General features: G+C 39.7%; 13 protein-coding genes (1 of these 13 cut by a window edge). 6 read left to right on the top strand and 7 right to left on the bottom strand.

What is annotated here, in order from left to right; all coding sequences use genetic code 11:
- The 7 genes from gyrA to dnaA form a co-directional block, all read right to left on the bottom strand.
- Positions 1-2,451: the 5' portion of a DNA gyrase subunit A gene (gene gyrA / locus ABIE66_RS27915; RefSeq protein WP_370016950.1), read on the bottom strand. It extends 108 nt beyond the left edge of the window; 2,451 of the gene's 2,559 nt are visible here — the first part of the coding sequence; it begins with the start codon at positions 2,449-2,451; the stop codon falls past the left edge of the window.
- Between the two features lie 97 nt (positions 2,452-2,548).
- Entirely contained in the window at positions 2,549-4,474 is a 1,926-nt protein-coding gene (gene gyrB / locus ABIE66_RS27910) for a DNA topoisomerase (ATP-hydrolyzing) subunit B (protein ID WP_289327204.1), read from the bottom strand.
- A 77-nt stretch (positions 4,475-4,551) separates the two neighbouring features.
- Positions 4,552-4,815 carry an extracellular matrix regulator RemB gene (remB, locus tag ABIE66_RS27905; RefSeq protein WP_289314127.1) on the bottom strand — a complete coding sequence of 88 codons (264 nt, stop codon included), beginning with the start codon at positions 4,813-4,815 and terminating at the stop codon, positions 4,552-4,554.
- Between the two features lie 12 nt (positions 4,816-4,827).
- Complete coding sequence (recF, locus tag ABIE66_RS27900; RefSeq protein WP_053348304.1) at positions 4,828-5,946, bottom strand: DNA replication/repair protein RecF; 1,119 nt, start codon at positions 5,944-5,946, stop codon at positions 4,828-4,830.
- Positions 5,947-5,967: 21 nt separating this feature from the next.
- Positions 5,968-6,180, bottom strand: a complete 213-nt coding sequence (gene yaaA, locus ABIE66_RS27895) for a S4 domain-containing protein YaaA (protein ID WP_289314128.1) — start codon at positions 6,178-6,180, stop codon at positions 5,968-5,970.
- Between the two features lie 220 nt (positions 6,181-6,400).
- Positions 6,401-7,537, bottom strand: coding sequence for a DNA polymerase III subunit beta (dnaN, locus tag ABIE66_RS27890; protein ID WP_289323263.1), 1,137 nt, complete (start codon positions 7,535-7,537; stop codon positions 6,401-6,403).
- A 194-nt stretch (positions 7,538-7,731) separates the two neighbouring features.
- Positions 7,732-9,081 carry a chromosomal replication initiator protein DnaA gene (dnaA, locus tag ABIE66_RS27885; RefSeq protein WP_289314130.1) on the bottom strand — a complete coding sequence of 450 codons (1,350 nt, stop codon included), beginning with the start codon at positions 9,079-9,081 and terminating at the stop codon, positions 7,732-7,734.
- 953 nt (positions 9,082-10,034) lie between these two features.
- Here dnaA and rpmH point away from each other — a divergent pair.
- The 6 genes from rpmH (at position 10,035) to mnmG (ending at position 15,833) form a co-directional block, all read left to right on the top strand.
- Entirely contained in the window at positions 10,035-10,169 is a 135-nt protein-coding gene (rpmH, locus tag ABIE66_RS27880) for a 50S ribosomal protein L34 (protein ID WP_034316183.1), read from the top strand.
- Between the two features lie 80 nt (positions 10,170-10,249).
- Positions 10,250-10,606 (top strand): ribonuclease P protein component, encoded by a 357-nt coding sequence (gene rnpA / locus ABIE66_RS27875; protein ID WP_370016949.1) that lies wholly within the window; start codon positions 10,250-10,252, stop codon positions 10,604-10,606.
- Between the two features lie 180 nt (positions 10,607-10,786).
- Positions 10,787-11,575, top strand: a complete 789-nt coding sequence (spoIIIJ, locus tag ABIE66_RS27870; protein ID WP_370016948.1) for a YidC family membrane integrase SpoIIIJ — start codon at positions 10,787-10,789, stop codon at positions 11,573-11,575.
- The gene (gene jag, locus ABIE66_RS27865; RefSeq protein ID WP_289327201.1) at positions 11,572-12,192 is read left to right on the top strand and encodes an RNA-binding cell elongation regulator Jag/EloR; all 621 of its coding nucleotides are present in this window, start codon (positions 11,572-11,574) and stop codon (positions 12,190-12,192) included. The genes spoIIIJ and jag overlap by 4 nt, the downstream gene beginning before the upstream one ends.
- 347 nt (positions 12,193-12,539) lie before the next feature.
- Positions 12,540-13,925, top strand: a complete 1,386-nt coding sequence (gene mnmE / locus ABIE66_RS27860; protein WP_370016947.1) for a tRNA uridine-5-carboxymethylaminomethyl(34) synthesis GTPase MnmE — start codon at positions 12,540-12,542, stop codon at positions 13,923-13,925.
- Positions 13,926-13,946: 21 nt separating this feature from the next.
- Complete coding sequence (gene mnmG, locus ABIE66_RS27855; RefSeq protein WP_370016946.1) at positions 13,947-15,833, top strand: tRNA uridine-5-carboxymethylaminomethyl(34) synthesis enzyme MnmG; 1,887 nt, start codon at positions 13,947-13,949, stop codon at positions 15,831-15,833.
- Positions 15,834-15,862: the final 29 nt, after the last annotated feature.

Raw genomic sequence — 15,862 nt, 5'->3', positions numbered from 1 at the left:
TATTTCTTCTTCTTCTTCTCTTCCAACGATGGCTACCGTAGAAACATATTCATTATCTGCGGATTCGAGTCGGATGAGCTTAACACCCTGTGTGTTACGGCCCGTTTTAGAAATGCCTTCGACTTCCATTCGGATCAATACACCAGCTGCTGTAATCAGCATCAAATCCTCATCTACACCCGTTACTGTTTTCACAGCTATAAGTTCACCATTTTTCTCAGTGACATTACATGTTTTTATCCCTTTGCCTCCACGGCTTTGAATACGGTACTCTTCCGCAGAGGTCCGTTTTCCATAGCCGTTTTTCGTAACTATAAGGACTTCTTCATCATCTTCAAGAATTTCCATGCCGACCACTTCATCATTGGACCTTAAGGAAATCCCTTTCACTCCCGCTGCAGTACGTCCCATTGTCCGTACATCCGTCTCAGGGAAACGAATCATCATCCCGGCTTTCGTTCCAATTATGATTTGCTTCTCTCCATTCGTAAGACGGACAGAAATCAATTCATCATCTTCACGTAAACCTAGGGCAATTAAACCGTTATTACGGATATTTGCAAACGAAGACAAAGGTGTACGCTTCGATATCCCATGTCTGGTCGTGAAGAATAAATACCAATCGTCAGCAAATTCCTTCACAGGTATGATTGCATTGACCCACTCACCTTTATCTACTTCCAACAAGTTGATAAGCGGCAACCCTTTTGCCGTCCTACCATATTCAGGTATTTCATATCCTTTGGAACGATAGACCTTACCTTTGTTAGTGAAGAATAATAGAGTGTCATGAGTCGAAGTGGTTAACAAGTGACCGACAAAGTCATCTGTATTCGTTCCCATACCCTGTATCCCGCGCCCTCCGCGTTTTTGACTGCGGTACGTGGTTGCAGGCAAGCGTTTAATATAACCGTTATGCGTCAGTGTCACGATTATATTTTCCTCTGGAATTAAATCCTCATCTTCAAGGCTTTCAAAGCCGGCCAATGTGATTTCAGTTCTCCGTTTATCATCAAAACGTTCTTTAATTTCAAGAAGCTCTTCACGAATAATTTCAAGAACCTTTTCCTCATCAGCAAGAATGGCTTTATATTCTGCAATTATAGCCATTAAAGCCTGATACTCATCTTCTATTTTTTCACGTTCAAGACCTGTCAAACGTTGTAAACGCATATCCAGGATAGCTTGCGCCTGTTTCTCGGAAAGCGAAAATTGTGTCATTAAGCCTTCACGGGCAATTTCCGTCGTTTGGGAACCACGGATTAATGAAATGACCGCATCCAAATTATCAAGTGCAATGCGCAAACCTTCCAAAATATGAGCACGGGCTTCCGCTTTCCGTAATTCAAATTCAGTCCTGCGCCGTATGACTACCTGCTGATGCTCTAAGTAATAGTGTAGGCATTGTTTTAAATTCAGCACTTTAGGCTGACCGTCCACCAAAGCAAGTAGATTGATTCCGAAGGTTGTCTGCATTGCAGTATGCTTATACAGGTTGTTTAAAAGGACATTTGCATTAACATCCTTGCGAAGTTCCATTACGATACGCATGCCATTACGATCCGATTCATCCCGTAAATCGGTAATGCCTTCGATTTTCTTATCTCGAGCAAGTTCTGCAATTTTTTCAATCAATCTTGCTTTATTCACTTGATAAGGGATTTCTTTAACAAGGATTACCTGTTTTCCATTGGGTTTTTCTTCAATCTCGACTCTCGCCCGTTGAATGATTGACCCTTTTCCAGTTTCATAGGCCTTCCTGATTCCGCTTCGTCCTAAAATTAAACCGGCTGTCGGGAAATCCGGACCAGGGATATATTCCATCAACTCTGGAATTGTAATTTCAGGATTCTTGCTTAAAGCCAATACGCCGTCAATTACCTCACCTAATTGATGGGGTGGAATATTGGTTGCCATCCCTACTGCTATACCTGATGAACCATTCACTAACAAGTTCGGGAAACGGGCTGGCATAACGGCTGGTTCTCTTTCTGAACCATCGTAGTTATCCTGGAAATTAACCGTATCTTTATTTAAATCGCGAAGTAACTCCATCGAGATCTTCGACATCCTTGCTTCTGTATACCTCATTGCGGCAGCTTGGTCTCCATCGACCGAACCGAAATTCCCGTGACCATCGACAAGCATATAACGATAGTTAAAAGGCTGCGCCATCCGTACCATCGTTTCATATACGGCAGAATCACCATGCGGGTGATATTTACCGATTACTTCCCCTACAATACGGGCTGATTTTTTAAATGGTTTATCCGAAGTCATTCCAAGATCATTCATTGCATAAAGAATTCTTCGGTGTACCGGTTTTAAACCGTCCCTTACATCAGGCAAAGCCCGAGACACAATTACGCTCATCGCGTAATCCAAAAATGATGTCCGCATCTCGGTACTTATATTTATTTCTTTTACACCTGATCTTTCATTTTCTGACATGGAGCCAACCTCCTATAAAAAGCTTATACTCTCATTTAGTTTTTACTGTACGTGCACTATGTAAAGAACAGGATGTAAAAAGCATCCTGTCAAAAATTCAGATATCGAGATTTTTTACATAAATTGCATTTTCTTCAATGAAGTTACGTCGCGGTTCCACCTTGTCGCCCATCAACATCTCGAAAGTCTCATCTGCCTCGGCAGCATCTTTCAAACTGACTTGAAGTAGAGTTCTTGTATCTGGGTTCATGGTCGTTTCCCACAATTGCTCTGGATTCATTTCCCCCAGCCCTTTATAACGCTGCAGGTTAGGCTTTGGAGTACTTGGCATACTAGCCATGATTTCTTCAAGCTGCCGATCATTATAGGCATAATCCACTTTTTTCCCTTGCTGAATTTTGAAAAGTGGCGGCTGAGCAATATATATATATCCATACTCGATAATTTTTCTCATATAACGGTAGAAGAATGTCAACATCAGCGTTCTGATATGGGCACCATCCACATCCGCATCGGTCATGATAACAATTTTATGGTATCTAGCCTTTTCAATATTGAATTCATCACCAATGCCTGTTCCAAGTGCTGTGATGATCGTACCTATTTCTTCATTGTGCAGGATTCTATCCAATCGTGCTTTTTCAACATTCAGGATTTTACCTCTTAGCGGCAAAATGGCTTGGAAATGGCGGTCCCTTCCTTGTTTAGCAGAGCCTCCCGCCGAGTTTCCTTCAACGATGTACAATTCGCTGATAGCCGGATCCTTAGATGAACAATCTGCCAATTTCCCCGGTAGATTGGATACTTCCAAAGCACTTTTCCTTCGTGTCAATTCACGGGCTTTCTTGGCTGCCATACGGGCTCTTGCTGCCATAAGCCCTTTATCTATAATTTTTCTGGCCACTGCAGGATTTTCGTATAAGAAAGAATCAAGCCGTTCCGAAAGGATGGAATCAGTAACCGTCCTTACTTCAGAGTTTCCCAGTTTGGTTTTCGTCTGACCTTCAAATTGTGGTTCAGGATGCTTAATCGAAATGATTGCCGTTAGACCTTCCCGGACATCTTCACCGGAGAAATTGGAATCGGCTTCTTTTAAAAGACTATTTTTCCGTGCATAATCATTAATGACACGGGTCAAAGCAGTCTTGAATCCTGATTCATGTGTACCGCCTTCATAGGTATGGATATTATTAGCAAAAGAAAAGACATTACTGATATAGCTGTCATTATATTGCAATGCTAATTCAACAGAGATTCCATCTCTCTCGCCTTCCATGAAAATCGGTTCCTCATGAAGGACCTCTTTTGAACGGTTCAAATGCTCCACATAAGATTTGATGCCGCCCTCATAGTGGTATTCCCTGATTTTCTCTTCCTCTTCACGTTTATCTTCAATGATCAGTTTCAAGCCTTTATTCAGGAACGCAAGCTCACGGATACGTGTGGCTAATGTATCAAAATCATATTCCAAGGATTCCGTGAAAATTTGACCATCAGGAATGAAGTGTACAGTCGTACCTGTATGATCGGTTTCCCCGATAACTTTCAAATCTTCTTTAGGAACCCCACGGTTGAATTGCTGATAATGGATTTTACCTTCACGATGAACATAAACTTCCAATACCGTGGATAAAGCATTTACTACTGAAGCTCCCACACCATGCAGACCACCGGAGACCTTGTAACCTCCGCCGCCAAATTTACCGCCCGCATGAAGGACCGTCATGATTACTTCTACAGCTGGCCGTCCCATTTTTTCATGGATACCTACTGGAATACCCCGACCATTATCGACTACTGTTATGCTATTGTCTTCTTCGATCGTCACTTTGATTTCAGTACAGAAACCAGCTAGTGCCTCATCGATACTATTATCGACAATTTCCCAAACAAGATGGTGAAGTCCTTTTGCAGAGGTAGTACCGATATACATCCCCGGACGTTTACGAACTGCTTCTAAGCCTTCTAAAACCTGTATCTGATTCTCATCGTATGCCTGAGCTTGTACTTCTTTTTGTTCCATTGTCATACGTATCACCTACACTTTTCTTTTGGCATTTATCAATTTTTCAAGAGTAATTATTACGTTATGGCTACAATTCAAAGAATATCTATATCATCGATTAAGAACGATGGCTGCATTGAACGCTTTTTTAAAGTGGACGATGCAAGCGGTGAATAATAGACCTGTTTATCCGTTACCACAATCGATTTAACCGAGTTTTTTGCTAAATGGTAAGTTACATCAGACTTTTTCTCCAGAAATTCACTCATGATTGGAGAAGCCTGGAGCAGCTTCTTATCTAAAATGGCTATGACATCGTCCGTTTTCACAAGAATGTCTTCACCAATATGGAGATACATTCATTCACCTCATCATTTAACCTTTTTTATACTTCCTTGACTAACATAAAAGGTGGACGCTTCTCTTAGAGTTTGATGATCGATTCCATCAACGGAGGGTGTCGTCACAAATGTTTGCACTTTCCCTTGTATCGTATTCAGTAAATGGGATTGACGGAAATCGTCGAGTTCCGATAACACATCATCCAATAATAAAATGGGATACTCGCCGATTTCTTCATGGATCAGCTCAATTTCGGCAAGTTTCAATGACAGGGCAGTTGTACGTTGTTGTCCCTGTGAACCATATGTCTGGACATCACGGTCATTCACAAAAAAAACCAGGTCGTCACGATGAGGACCTACCAGTGTTACACCCCGTTCAATTTCCCTTGTTTTTATTTTATCAAATTTTTCTGTGTATACTTCTATCATTTTCGTCAAATCCATAGATTCTGATACATCAAGCGACGGTTTATATTGGATTTTCAATACTTCTAGATTTCTGGAGATCCCCGAGTGAATCGGCTCTGCCCATTGCTGGAGCTTTAAAAGAAACTCGTACCTTCTTTCGACAATTTTCGCTGCATACTGAATAAATTGGTCAGTTAGCACGTCAAGCATCGTCGTATCCGTTTGTTTCCGGGTCTGCAGAAGCTTTAAGTAATGATTTCTTTGTTGAAGTATTTTATGATATTGGCTCATATCATGAAGGTATACGGGAGAAACCTGGCCAATTTCCATATCTATAAAACGGCGTCTGACTAAAGGACTCCCCTTTACAAGGTTAAGATCCTCAGGCGCAAACATGACCACATTCATATTTCCGACATATTGACTCAACTTTCTTTGTTCAATATGGTTGCACTTCGCCTTTTTCCCTTTTTTTGAAATGGTCAGCTCAAGTGGTATTGAGGTATTTCTCTTTCTAACTCTTCCTTCTATTTTAGCATACTCTTCATCCCAGCGAATAAGTTCTTTATCATTTGAGGTACGATGAGATTTTGCCATTGCTAAAACGAAAATGGATTCCATCACATTTGTTTTCCCTTGAGCATTTTCGCCGAGGATTACGTTGACTTTATTTTCAAAAGTCAGATTCAGTTCGGTATAGTTGCGGTAATTTCTCAAACTTATATTTTCAATATACATATTCCGCTCTTCCCTTATGTTTTAGCTTGTAATTGTGTAGGTGCCAAATCCAGGAATTTCTATTTTATCACCTGATCTTAATTTTCTGCCTCTTCTCACGTCTAATTCGCCATTAATGTAAACTTCGTATTCACTTAAGAACCATTTTGACATTCCGCCGCTTTGGATTAAATCGGCCAATTTCAAGAATTGTCCTAGTGTAATATATTCTGTGCTGATTTTTATGGAGTCCATTTCATGCTTCACTCATTTCCAAGTAGTCTTTTAATACTTCATTTTACTAAATTAATCCCATTAAGACAAAGTATAGCTTTTTCAGCTCTTGTTTTTAGCGGTTCTGAGTTCCGTACGGAATTTAAAAAATCCTAAAAACCCATTGGGAACCTATGTTAAAAATAAAAAAAATAAAGGCCTGCTAAACAAGCCTTTAATTTTTTTGAAATATTATTTTTGCTTAATAAGTCCTTACCGGCAGAATTAATTGCAGCATGGAATCATCATGTAGTGGACGAATGACAAACGGTCGCATTGCACCGGTGAAATTAATTTTTATATCGGAACCTTCCAATGCCTTTAAAGCATCCATTACAAATTTGGCACTGAATGAGATTTTCAAATCTTCACCTTCAATGGCTTCTGCCTGAACCTCTTCAATTACTTTACCAATTTCAGGGGTATTGGAAGAGACTTCGATTATACGGCCTTCCAGGGTTGTCAATTTGACGACATTATTTCTTCCTTCTCTCGCCAATAGAGAAGCCCTATCGATAGCTTGGAGAAAATCTTTAGTATGAACAGTTACATCCGTTTTACTATCTGATGGAATCAAGCGTGATGTATCAGGATAATTCCCTTCAAGAAGTCTTGAGAAAAATAGTAAATTTTCAGCTTTGAAAAGTACTTGATTGTCGGTAATGACGATCTCAATGAGTTCGTTTGTATCATCAAGGATTTTACTTAACTCATTCAGACTTTTACCTGGGATTACAACGCTATAAGTCCCTGTAATTTTATTTTCTATTTTGGCTGTTCTCATGGCCAGCCTATGACTATCTGTTGCAATACAGGTCAATTCGTCATCTTGAACCTTCAAGTTTACACCTGTCAAGATGGGACGTGTTTCTGACGTGGACACTGCAAAACCCGTTTGGCGAATAAGGGTCTTTAAAAGATCCGTTGGAAGTTTGAAAATATTTTCTTCTTCAATGATCGGAAGATGTGGATATTCCTCAGGATCTAGTCCATTTAGATTAAATTCAGCTTTACCTGAGCGGATAATCGTTTGAAAGTTGTTTTCCACTTCAATTTCTACAGTATCCATCGGTAGCTTTTTGACAATTTCACTGAAAAAACGGGCATTCAGTACAATACCGCCGCTACTTTTAACTTCAACAATCTCATCTCCGTCAACTTCAGCTGGGATGAATGATTGGATGGAGATATCTGAGTCACTTCCTGTTAGAGTGACACCCTCACTAGTAACGCTTATTTTTATTCCCGTCAGAATCGGAATCGTCGTCCTTGATGTGACTGCTTTCATTACTTCTTGGACACTATGAACTAATCGATCTCTTTGGATTATAAATCTCATGTTTCATCCTCCAATTTTTTTATTGCCGAATAGGCATATTTATTAATAATTTTTATTAAAAAAAGATAGTAGTAATAGTAGTAGGGCCTGTTGATATGTGGATAAGTCCACTTAACCTAAGGAAAAACAGTCTATCCACTTGTGGACAGACTGTGTGTAAGTAGTCGTCAGTTATACACAATATCCAGAATCGATTATACCCTCAGCTGGTCCTGTATTTCTTTAACCTGGCGTTGAAGCTGGGTATCCGTTTGCATGAGTTTAGAAATCTTTTCATGCGCATGGATAACGGTCGTATGATCGCGACCTCCAAATTCATCTCCTATCTTAGGCAGGGATGAGTCCGTTAATTCCCTGGAAAGATACATGGCAATCTGTCTTGGAAAGGCTACGGATTTAGTCCTTTTTTTCGCCTTGAAATCCTCAAGTTTGACACTATAATGTTCACCAACCGTCTTCTGGATTTCTAAGATGGTGATTATTTTAGGCTTTGAGCTTGGGATGATGTCTTTTAATGCTTCAGCTGCCAAATCGGCATTTATATCTTTATTAATTAATGAAGAATAAGCGACGACACGAATAAGTGCACCCTCAAGCTCACGAATATTGGAATCGATTTGGTTGGCAATATAGAGCATGACTTCATTCGGGATATCAAGACCCTCAGCTTTTGCCTTTTTACGCAAAATGGCAATCCGCGTTTCTAGATCAGGAGGTGTGATATCCGTGATCAAACCCCACTCAAACCTGGAACGGAGGCGATCCTCAAGTGTAGGGATCTCTTTTGGTGGACGGTCACTGGAAATGACGATCTGTTTGCTTTCTTCATGCAACGCATTGAATGTATGGAAAAACTCTTCTTGGGTTTGTTCTTTTCCCGCAAGAAATTGAATATCATCAATTAATAAAACATCTACACTCCGGTATCTATCTCGAAATTCCCCAGCTTTATTATCCCGGATGGAGTTTATGAATTCATTCGTGAATTTTTCAGACGATAAATAAACGACCTTTGCATTTGGATTATGCTCAAGAACATAATGCCCGATTGCATGCATTAAATGAGTTTTCCCAAGGCCTACGCCTCCGTATATAAATAAGGGATTATAAGCTTTGGCTGGAGCTTCTGCGACAGCGAGAGACGCGGCATGGGCAAACCGATTGCCGGAGCCGATGACAAATGTATCGAAGGTATTTTTCGCATTCAGCATATGCTGTGGAAATGCAGCATGCTCTTTATCCCGTTTCTTAATCTTTTTAGGCTGAACAGGAACGGTAAAATCATCATCTTCTTGATTGGGGGGAATGATGAATTTTGCTTCCAATTCCTCACCTGTAAGCTCAAACAATACATCAGAAATAAGATGGGAATAGCGTTCTTCAAGCCAATCCCTGGCAAATTCATTGGGAGCGGTGACTGTTAATGTATCACCTTGCAGTAAATAGGCCTTGGTGGATTTAAGCCAAGTTTCAAAGCTTGGTTTACTGATTTTTTTTTCGATTTTTCCGAGCGCCTGGTTCCAGAGGCTATCGATATTATCCAAACTTATCCCTCCTTTGCAAAATATTTTTAATAATAGTTTCTAAAATGTATAGGCACAAATAAACTCATCGATTGCCGTCTTTATATAAATTTTGACAGCAAAGGTTCGGTGAGCTGTATAAGGGATTTTTGTGTTGTGTAATGTGATGTCCCTAAAACTATATCTTGCGCTGTACAACCTTTGTACAGACTACATCTGGTAAGCCGGTGTAGATTTGGATGTTTATTCATCAACAGGTATTTTGAGAAATATATAATAAAGAAGAAAAAAGGTTTTTCGACAATATCCACCATCTGTGGACAAATTAATATACACAGGTCGAATAAGCTATCCACATGTTATACACAGTCTGTGGATAACCATTACCCGTTGATAAAGTTATTCAGAGTGAAAACACAAATATAATATCAGAAATTCAGGCGTCTTGCAATGGGTTAGAAAACTTTATCCACAACTTACCGAGCTTGTGGGAAAAACTTTTCCACAGGCTATTGTTATGTGCAAAAGTCTATAAATTGGGTTGTGGATAGAAAAAAACATGTCGAATTTTATCCACAGACCATGATTATGAATTGGATTAATTTAATTTTATTTTTGGATAAACCAAGTTGTTCAAGCTGGAAAACCTACATTGATAAAAATCGAATGATACATATTGAAGATGGTTTAGGTTCGTCCAAATTATGTCGGATGCTAGTCGATCAATTGCAGATACCTCGGGAATCTCATATATTTATTCGTGGAGGAATCGATGAAATTTTCCTCTCCCCAAAAATTTCTATATCAGTTCGGAGCAAAATCATTTACAATAGGCTAGGTAGTAAAAAAAGACCTACTGGACATTGAGCATTAAAAAGAAATATTTTTTTGGATGAGGTTGACAAGTAGAAACCTCCATCTATATAATTGTAAAGACTGTCTTTAACTGTTATTCCTCAGGGAGGTGTCATATAATGAAAAGAACTTATCAACCGAATAACCGCAAACATAGTAAAGTTCACGGTTTCCGTGCACGTATGAGCACGAAAAACGGACGTAGAGTAATCGCAGCACGTCGCCGTAAGGGCAGAAAAGTATTATCTGCATAGACCACTGAAAAGTCTCAGTGGTCTTTTTTCGCAAAATAAGGGATTTACTGAGACTCAATTCATGTAATGAAGGTGTAAAAATGAAAAAAAAGTTAAGGATTAAGAAAGAGGATGAATTTCAGCTTGTTTTTAAAAAAGGTGAATCTTCTGCTAATCGGCAATTTGTTGTCTATGTCCTTGAAAAGCCAGATCAGGATTATTTTCGGATCGGCCTTTCAGTCAGTAAAAAAATCGGGAACGCCGTTGTAAGGAACCAAATTAAAAGATACATACGGCAAGCGTTTTTGGAATTGAAAGAAGATATAGAAGAGGGTAAGGATTATATTGTGATTGCTCGAAAACCAGTGGCGGAGATGGACTTTTTCCAGGTGAAAAGCAGCTTGATCCACGTCCTGAAACGTTCTAAATCACTAAACTTTAAAATGAAAAAACAATAAAGTCCCCTTTATATCGAATACTAAGCATTCCTCGGATCATGTAGTTACTTGAGAAAAGATAATATAGAAAATTCCTATTGGAACTGTAGAAAAATGTGGATTACTTATTATTGAAATCTGCTAATAAACAGTTCACAATTGTTTCAAAAAAGATTGATTGCAGATAGGAGGAAATTACGGTTGAAAAAACGAATATTACTCATTATTGGACTAGCCTCGATAATGATGCTGTTAGCAGGGTGTACGGAAATTAAAGAACCTATTACTGCGGATAGTGAAGGTTTTTGGAATTCATACATTGTCTATCCATTATCAGCCCTGATCATTTGGCTTTCTGAAGCATTTGGCGAGAATTATGGTTTGGGAATCATCGGTGTTACATTAATCATTCGCTTAGCATTACTTCCACTAATGATCAAACAGGTGAAAAGCTCGAAAGCAATGCAGGCCATTCAGCCTGAGATGAAAGAACTTCAAGCAAAATACAGCTCAAAAGATGCTGCCACACAACAAAAACTACAGCAAGAAACAATGGCTTTATTTTCAAAATATAATGTGAATCCATTGGCGGGATGTTTTCCGATAGTGGTGCAAATGCCGATTTTGATCGGATTTTACCATGCCATCAGCCGTACGGAAGAAATTTCTTTACATAGTTTTCTTTGGTTTGATTTAGGTTCCCCGGATCCTTTTTATGTTTTACCGGTGGTTGCTGGTATTACGACTTTTATCCAGCAGAAGATGTCCATGGCTGGAATGAACTCCAATCCACAAATGGCGGCACAAATGACGATGATGCTTTACATCATGCCAATTATGATTGTTGTTTTTGCTATTAATTTCCCCGCTGCTCTTTCTCTTTACTGGGTAGTAGGTAACCTTTTTGGTATCGTTCAAACATATTTCATTAAAGGTCCGGATCTTAGAAAAGCAGCTGCGGAAAACGCGGGAGGGGCAAAGAAAAAGTGAAAAAGGTAACTGCTACAGGACAATCTGTCGAAGAAGCAGTAAATTTAGCTTTAGCTCAACTGAACAGCACTAAGGATCGCGTGGAGATAGAAATAGAAGATGAAGGCAAAAAAGGATTTTTTGGTTTATTTGGTGCAAGGAAGGCGATTGTCCATGTGACATTGCCTGCCGATCCCATTGAAGAGACACTTGAATTTTTGAAGAATGTCAGCGTGGAAATGGGAGTCAATGCAGAAATTGATGTCCACCGTAAAGGTAAGAACGTAACATTCCATTTATCAGGTGAGAAAATAGCATTATTAATTGGAAAAAGGGGTCAAACACTAAATTCTCTTCAGTATTTAGCGCAGCTGGTTGCAAATCGATATTCGAAGCAGTTTTTGAATATTACTGTGGATGCAGAAGATTATCGAAATCGCCGCAATGAAACTTTAATCCAATTGGCTGATAGAATGGCAATTAAAGCCAAGAAAACAGGTAAGGCTGTTTCACTGGAGCCGATGCCTTCCTATGAACGGAAGGTCATCCATAATGCTCTCCTGCATTATCCAAAAATAAAAACAACTTCAAGTGGGACGGAACCATATCGCCATTTGGTCATTACTCCACTCAAATGAACCTTCTGCTTTAAAGCAGGGGTTCTTTTTTTTTAGGACATAATATCGATGTGTGTCGAATATCTTTTTATAAAAGGATAATTCAACAATTACTGACAACTCTTTTTATATTCCCATGATAAAGAAAAGGGAATGGAATAAAGGGAGGCTGGCGATATTTGTTATTCACATGTGGATAAGTTAAAATGAATGTTACAGAATATGGATTCATTGCATGTGGATAACCCTTGAAAGGAAGGAGTATCTACTTTTTTTCATGAATATACTGTGGTATTGTAGTAATTTAGGGATTCGACGATTTTATTATCAGAAAAAAATAGAAACATCAATATATAAGAGGTGAAAGCATGGAATTCGATACAATCACCGCTATCTCTACTCCCTTAGGGGAAGGGGCAATCGCCATCGTTAGAATCAGCGGTGATGAGGCCATAGAAATAGCCGATAGGATCTTTAAAGGACCAGGTGGAAAAGGATTGCTTGAAGTGAAATCACATACGATTCATTATGGCCACCTAATCCAGCCTAAAACAGGTGAAATCATAGAGGAAGTCATGGTTTCGGTCATGAAGGGTCCAAAGACATTTACAAGAGAAGATGTAGTTGAAATAAATTGTCACGGTGGAATAGTTTCGGTCAATCGGGTATTACAGCTCATTCTCTCACAAGGTGCTCGTTTAGCAGAACCTGGTGAATTTACGAAACGGGCTTTTTTGAATGGCAGGATCGATCTTTCTCAAGCTGAGGCCGTTATGGATTTAATCCGTGCTAAAACGGATAAAGCCATGAATGTTGCTTTAGGTCAAATGGAAGGCCGGCTTTCGAAATTAATCCAAAACCTACGTCAAGAAATTTTACAGACCCTCGCTCAAGTCGAGGTAAATATAGATTATCCGGAATATGATGATGTCGAAGAAATGACGCATCGTTTATTTTTGGAAAAAGGCAGTTATGTGAAGACTGAAATAGAGAAACTGCTTCACACGGCCCAACAAGGGAAAATCTTGCGGGATGGGCTTGCGACGGTTATCATAGGGCGCCCCAATGTCGGAAAATCTTCTTTGCTTAACAGCTTGGTTCATGAAAATAAAGCGATTGTCACTGATATCCCAGGTACAACACGTGATGTAATTGAAGAGTATGTCAATGTTCGCGGTGTACCGCTTAAACTTGTCGATACAGCAGGAATACGCGAAACGGAAGATATCGTTGAACGAATTGGAGTTGAACGGTCCCGTGCAGTATTAAAAGAGGCGGATCTAATATTACTTGTATTGAACTATTCCGATGATTTTACAACGGAAGATGAAAAACTATTCCAAGCGGTTGATGGAATGGATGTTATCGTTATCATCAATAAAACCGACCTTCCACAGAAAATCGATTTGGCAAAGGTTAAGGAAAAGGCGGCATCCCATAAGGTTGTTTCCACTTCTTTACTTGAGGATAAAGGGGTCGATGAATTGGAAGAAGCCATCGCTTCACTATTTTTTGAGGGATCTTTAGAAACGGGAGACCTGACCTATGTTTCCAATGCCAGGCATATAGCTTTGCTAGGACAGGCATTACAGTCAATCGAAGACGCAATCGAAGCTATTGAAATGGGTACGCCGGTTGATTTGGTTCAAATTGATTTCACGAAAGCATGGGAGCTTCTTGGGGAAATCATTGGTGAAAGCGTTCAGGATAATTTAATCAACCAATTGTTCTCACAATTTTGTTTAGGAAAATAAGCGTAAAAGGAGGAAAAGGATATGCAATACGAAGCAGGTAGCTATGATGTCATTGTTATTGGTGCTGGTCATGCTGGTAGTGAAGCTGGCCTTGCGGCTGCAAGAGTCGGAGCTAAAACGTTGATGATCACCATTAACTTGGATATGGTCGCCTTTATGCCATGCAATCCGTCCGTTGGTGGGCCGGCAAAAGGTATAGTTGTTAGGGAAATTGACGCTTTAGGCGGTGAAATGGGAAAAAATATCGATAAGACCCATATCCAAATGAGGATGCTGAATACCGCTAAAGGTCCGGCTGTTCGAGCGTTGCGGGCGCAGGCAGATAAATTCCTCTATCAACAAGAAATGAAAAAGACGATAGAAGACCAAGAAAATTTGACATTGATTCAGGGAATGGTAGAAGAATTAATTGTTGAAAATGACGTTTGTACGGGTATAATCACTAAAACTGGTGCGGTGTATCGTGCGAAAACTGTCGTAATAACGACGGGAACATATTTACGCGGTGAAATCATATTAGGGGAACTGAAATATTCAAGCGGTCCTAATAATCAACAGCCTTCCATCAGGCTATCTGAACATTTAGAGCAGTTAGGATTTGATTTGGTCCGTTTTAAAACGGGGACACCACCACGTGTCAATAGTTCTTCCATAGATTACAGCAAAACGGAAATTCAGCCTGGTGATGAAGTGCCACGTGCATTTTCTTATGAAACCACAAAGTTCATTACTGATCAATTACCTTGCTGGTTAACGTATACGAATGAGGGAACACATCAGCTCATTGATGATAATCTACACCGTTCACCAATGTATTCCGGAATGATAAAGGGAACTGGACCTCGTTATTGTCCTTCGATAGAAGATAAAGTCGTCCGTTTTAATGATAAACCACGGCATCAAATCTTCCTGGAACCTGAAGGTCGCAATACAAAGGAGGTTTATGTGCAAGGTTTATCTACCAGTTTGCCTGAAGATGTACAAGTGAAAATCCTACAAACCATTCCAGGCCTCGAAAAGGCGGAAATGATGCGTGCTGGATATGCAATAGAATATGATGCTATCGTTCCTACGCAGCTTTGGCCTACACTGGAAACGAAAAAAATCAAAAATCTGTATACTGCTGGCCAAATTAACGGGACATCCGGCTACGAGGAAGCAGCAGGACAAGGATTGATGGCCGGTATTAATGCAGGATTGAATGCAATAGGTAAAGAAGAACTGATTTTAAGCCGTTCGGATGCCTATATTGGTGTTCTCATTGATGACCTTGTAACGAAAGGTACGAATGAACCATACCGATTGCTTACTTCACGAGCAGAATATCGTTTATTGTTGCGTCATGATAATGCCGATTTGCGCTTAACGGAAATTGGATTCAATATCGGAATGATCCAAGAAGAACGTTACAATCGTTTCCTTTTGAAAAAAGAAGCGGTTGAAATGGAAAAGGAACGACTAAAATCAAATTTCATCAAACCGACTAAAGAGGTACAAGAAATCATTACAGCAAGTGGCGGCAGTGAGTTGAAGGATGGAATCCGTGCCTCTGATTTATTGAAACGGCCTGAGATGGATTATTCCCATATTCAGAAGTTGGCGCCAAGTGATGTCGAACTGAGCGATGAAGTGACGGAACAGGTCGAAATCCAGATCAAGTATGAAGGTTATATCGAAAAATCTCTACAGCAAGTCGATCGCCTGAAAAAAATGGAGAATAAAAAGATTCCAGAGAATATCGATTATGATGCAATTTCTGGTCTAGCAACGGAAGCACGTCAAAAATTAAAGCAGGTCCACCCGCTATCAGTAGCTCAGGCTTCAAGAATTTCCGGTGTGAATCCCGCTGATGTTTCCATTTTGCTTGTTTATTTGGAACAAGGTAAAATTGCCAGAGTATCTCAGTAATGGAAATACCCGAAAAGGATTGAAGAAAA

It is taken from the genome of Peribacillus sp. B2I2, from assembly GCF_041261685.1.
GTDB lineage: Bacteria > Bacillota > Bacilli > Bacillales > DSM-1321 > Peribacillus.
The sequence above is the reverse complement of the archived record's forward strand: the minus strand, read 5'-3'. Positions and strand labels throughout refer to the sequence as shown.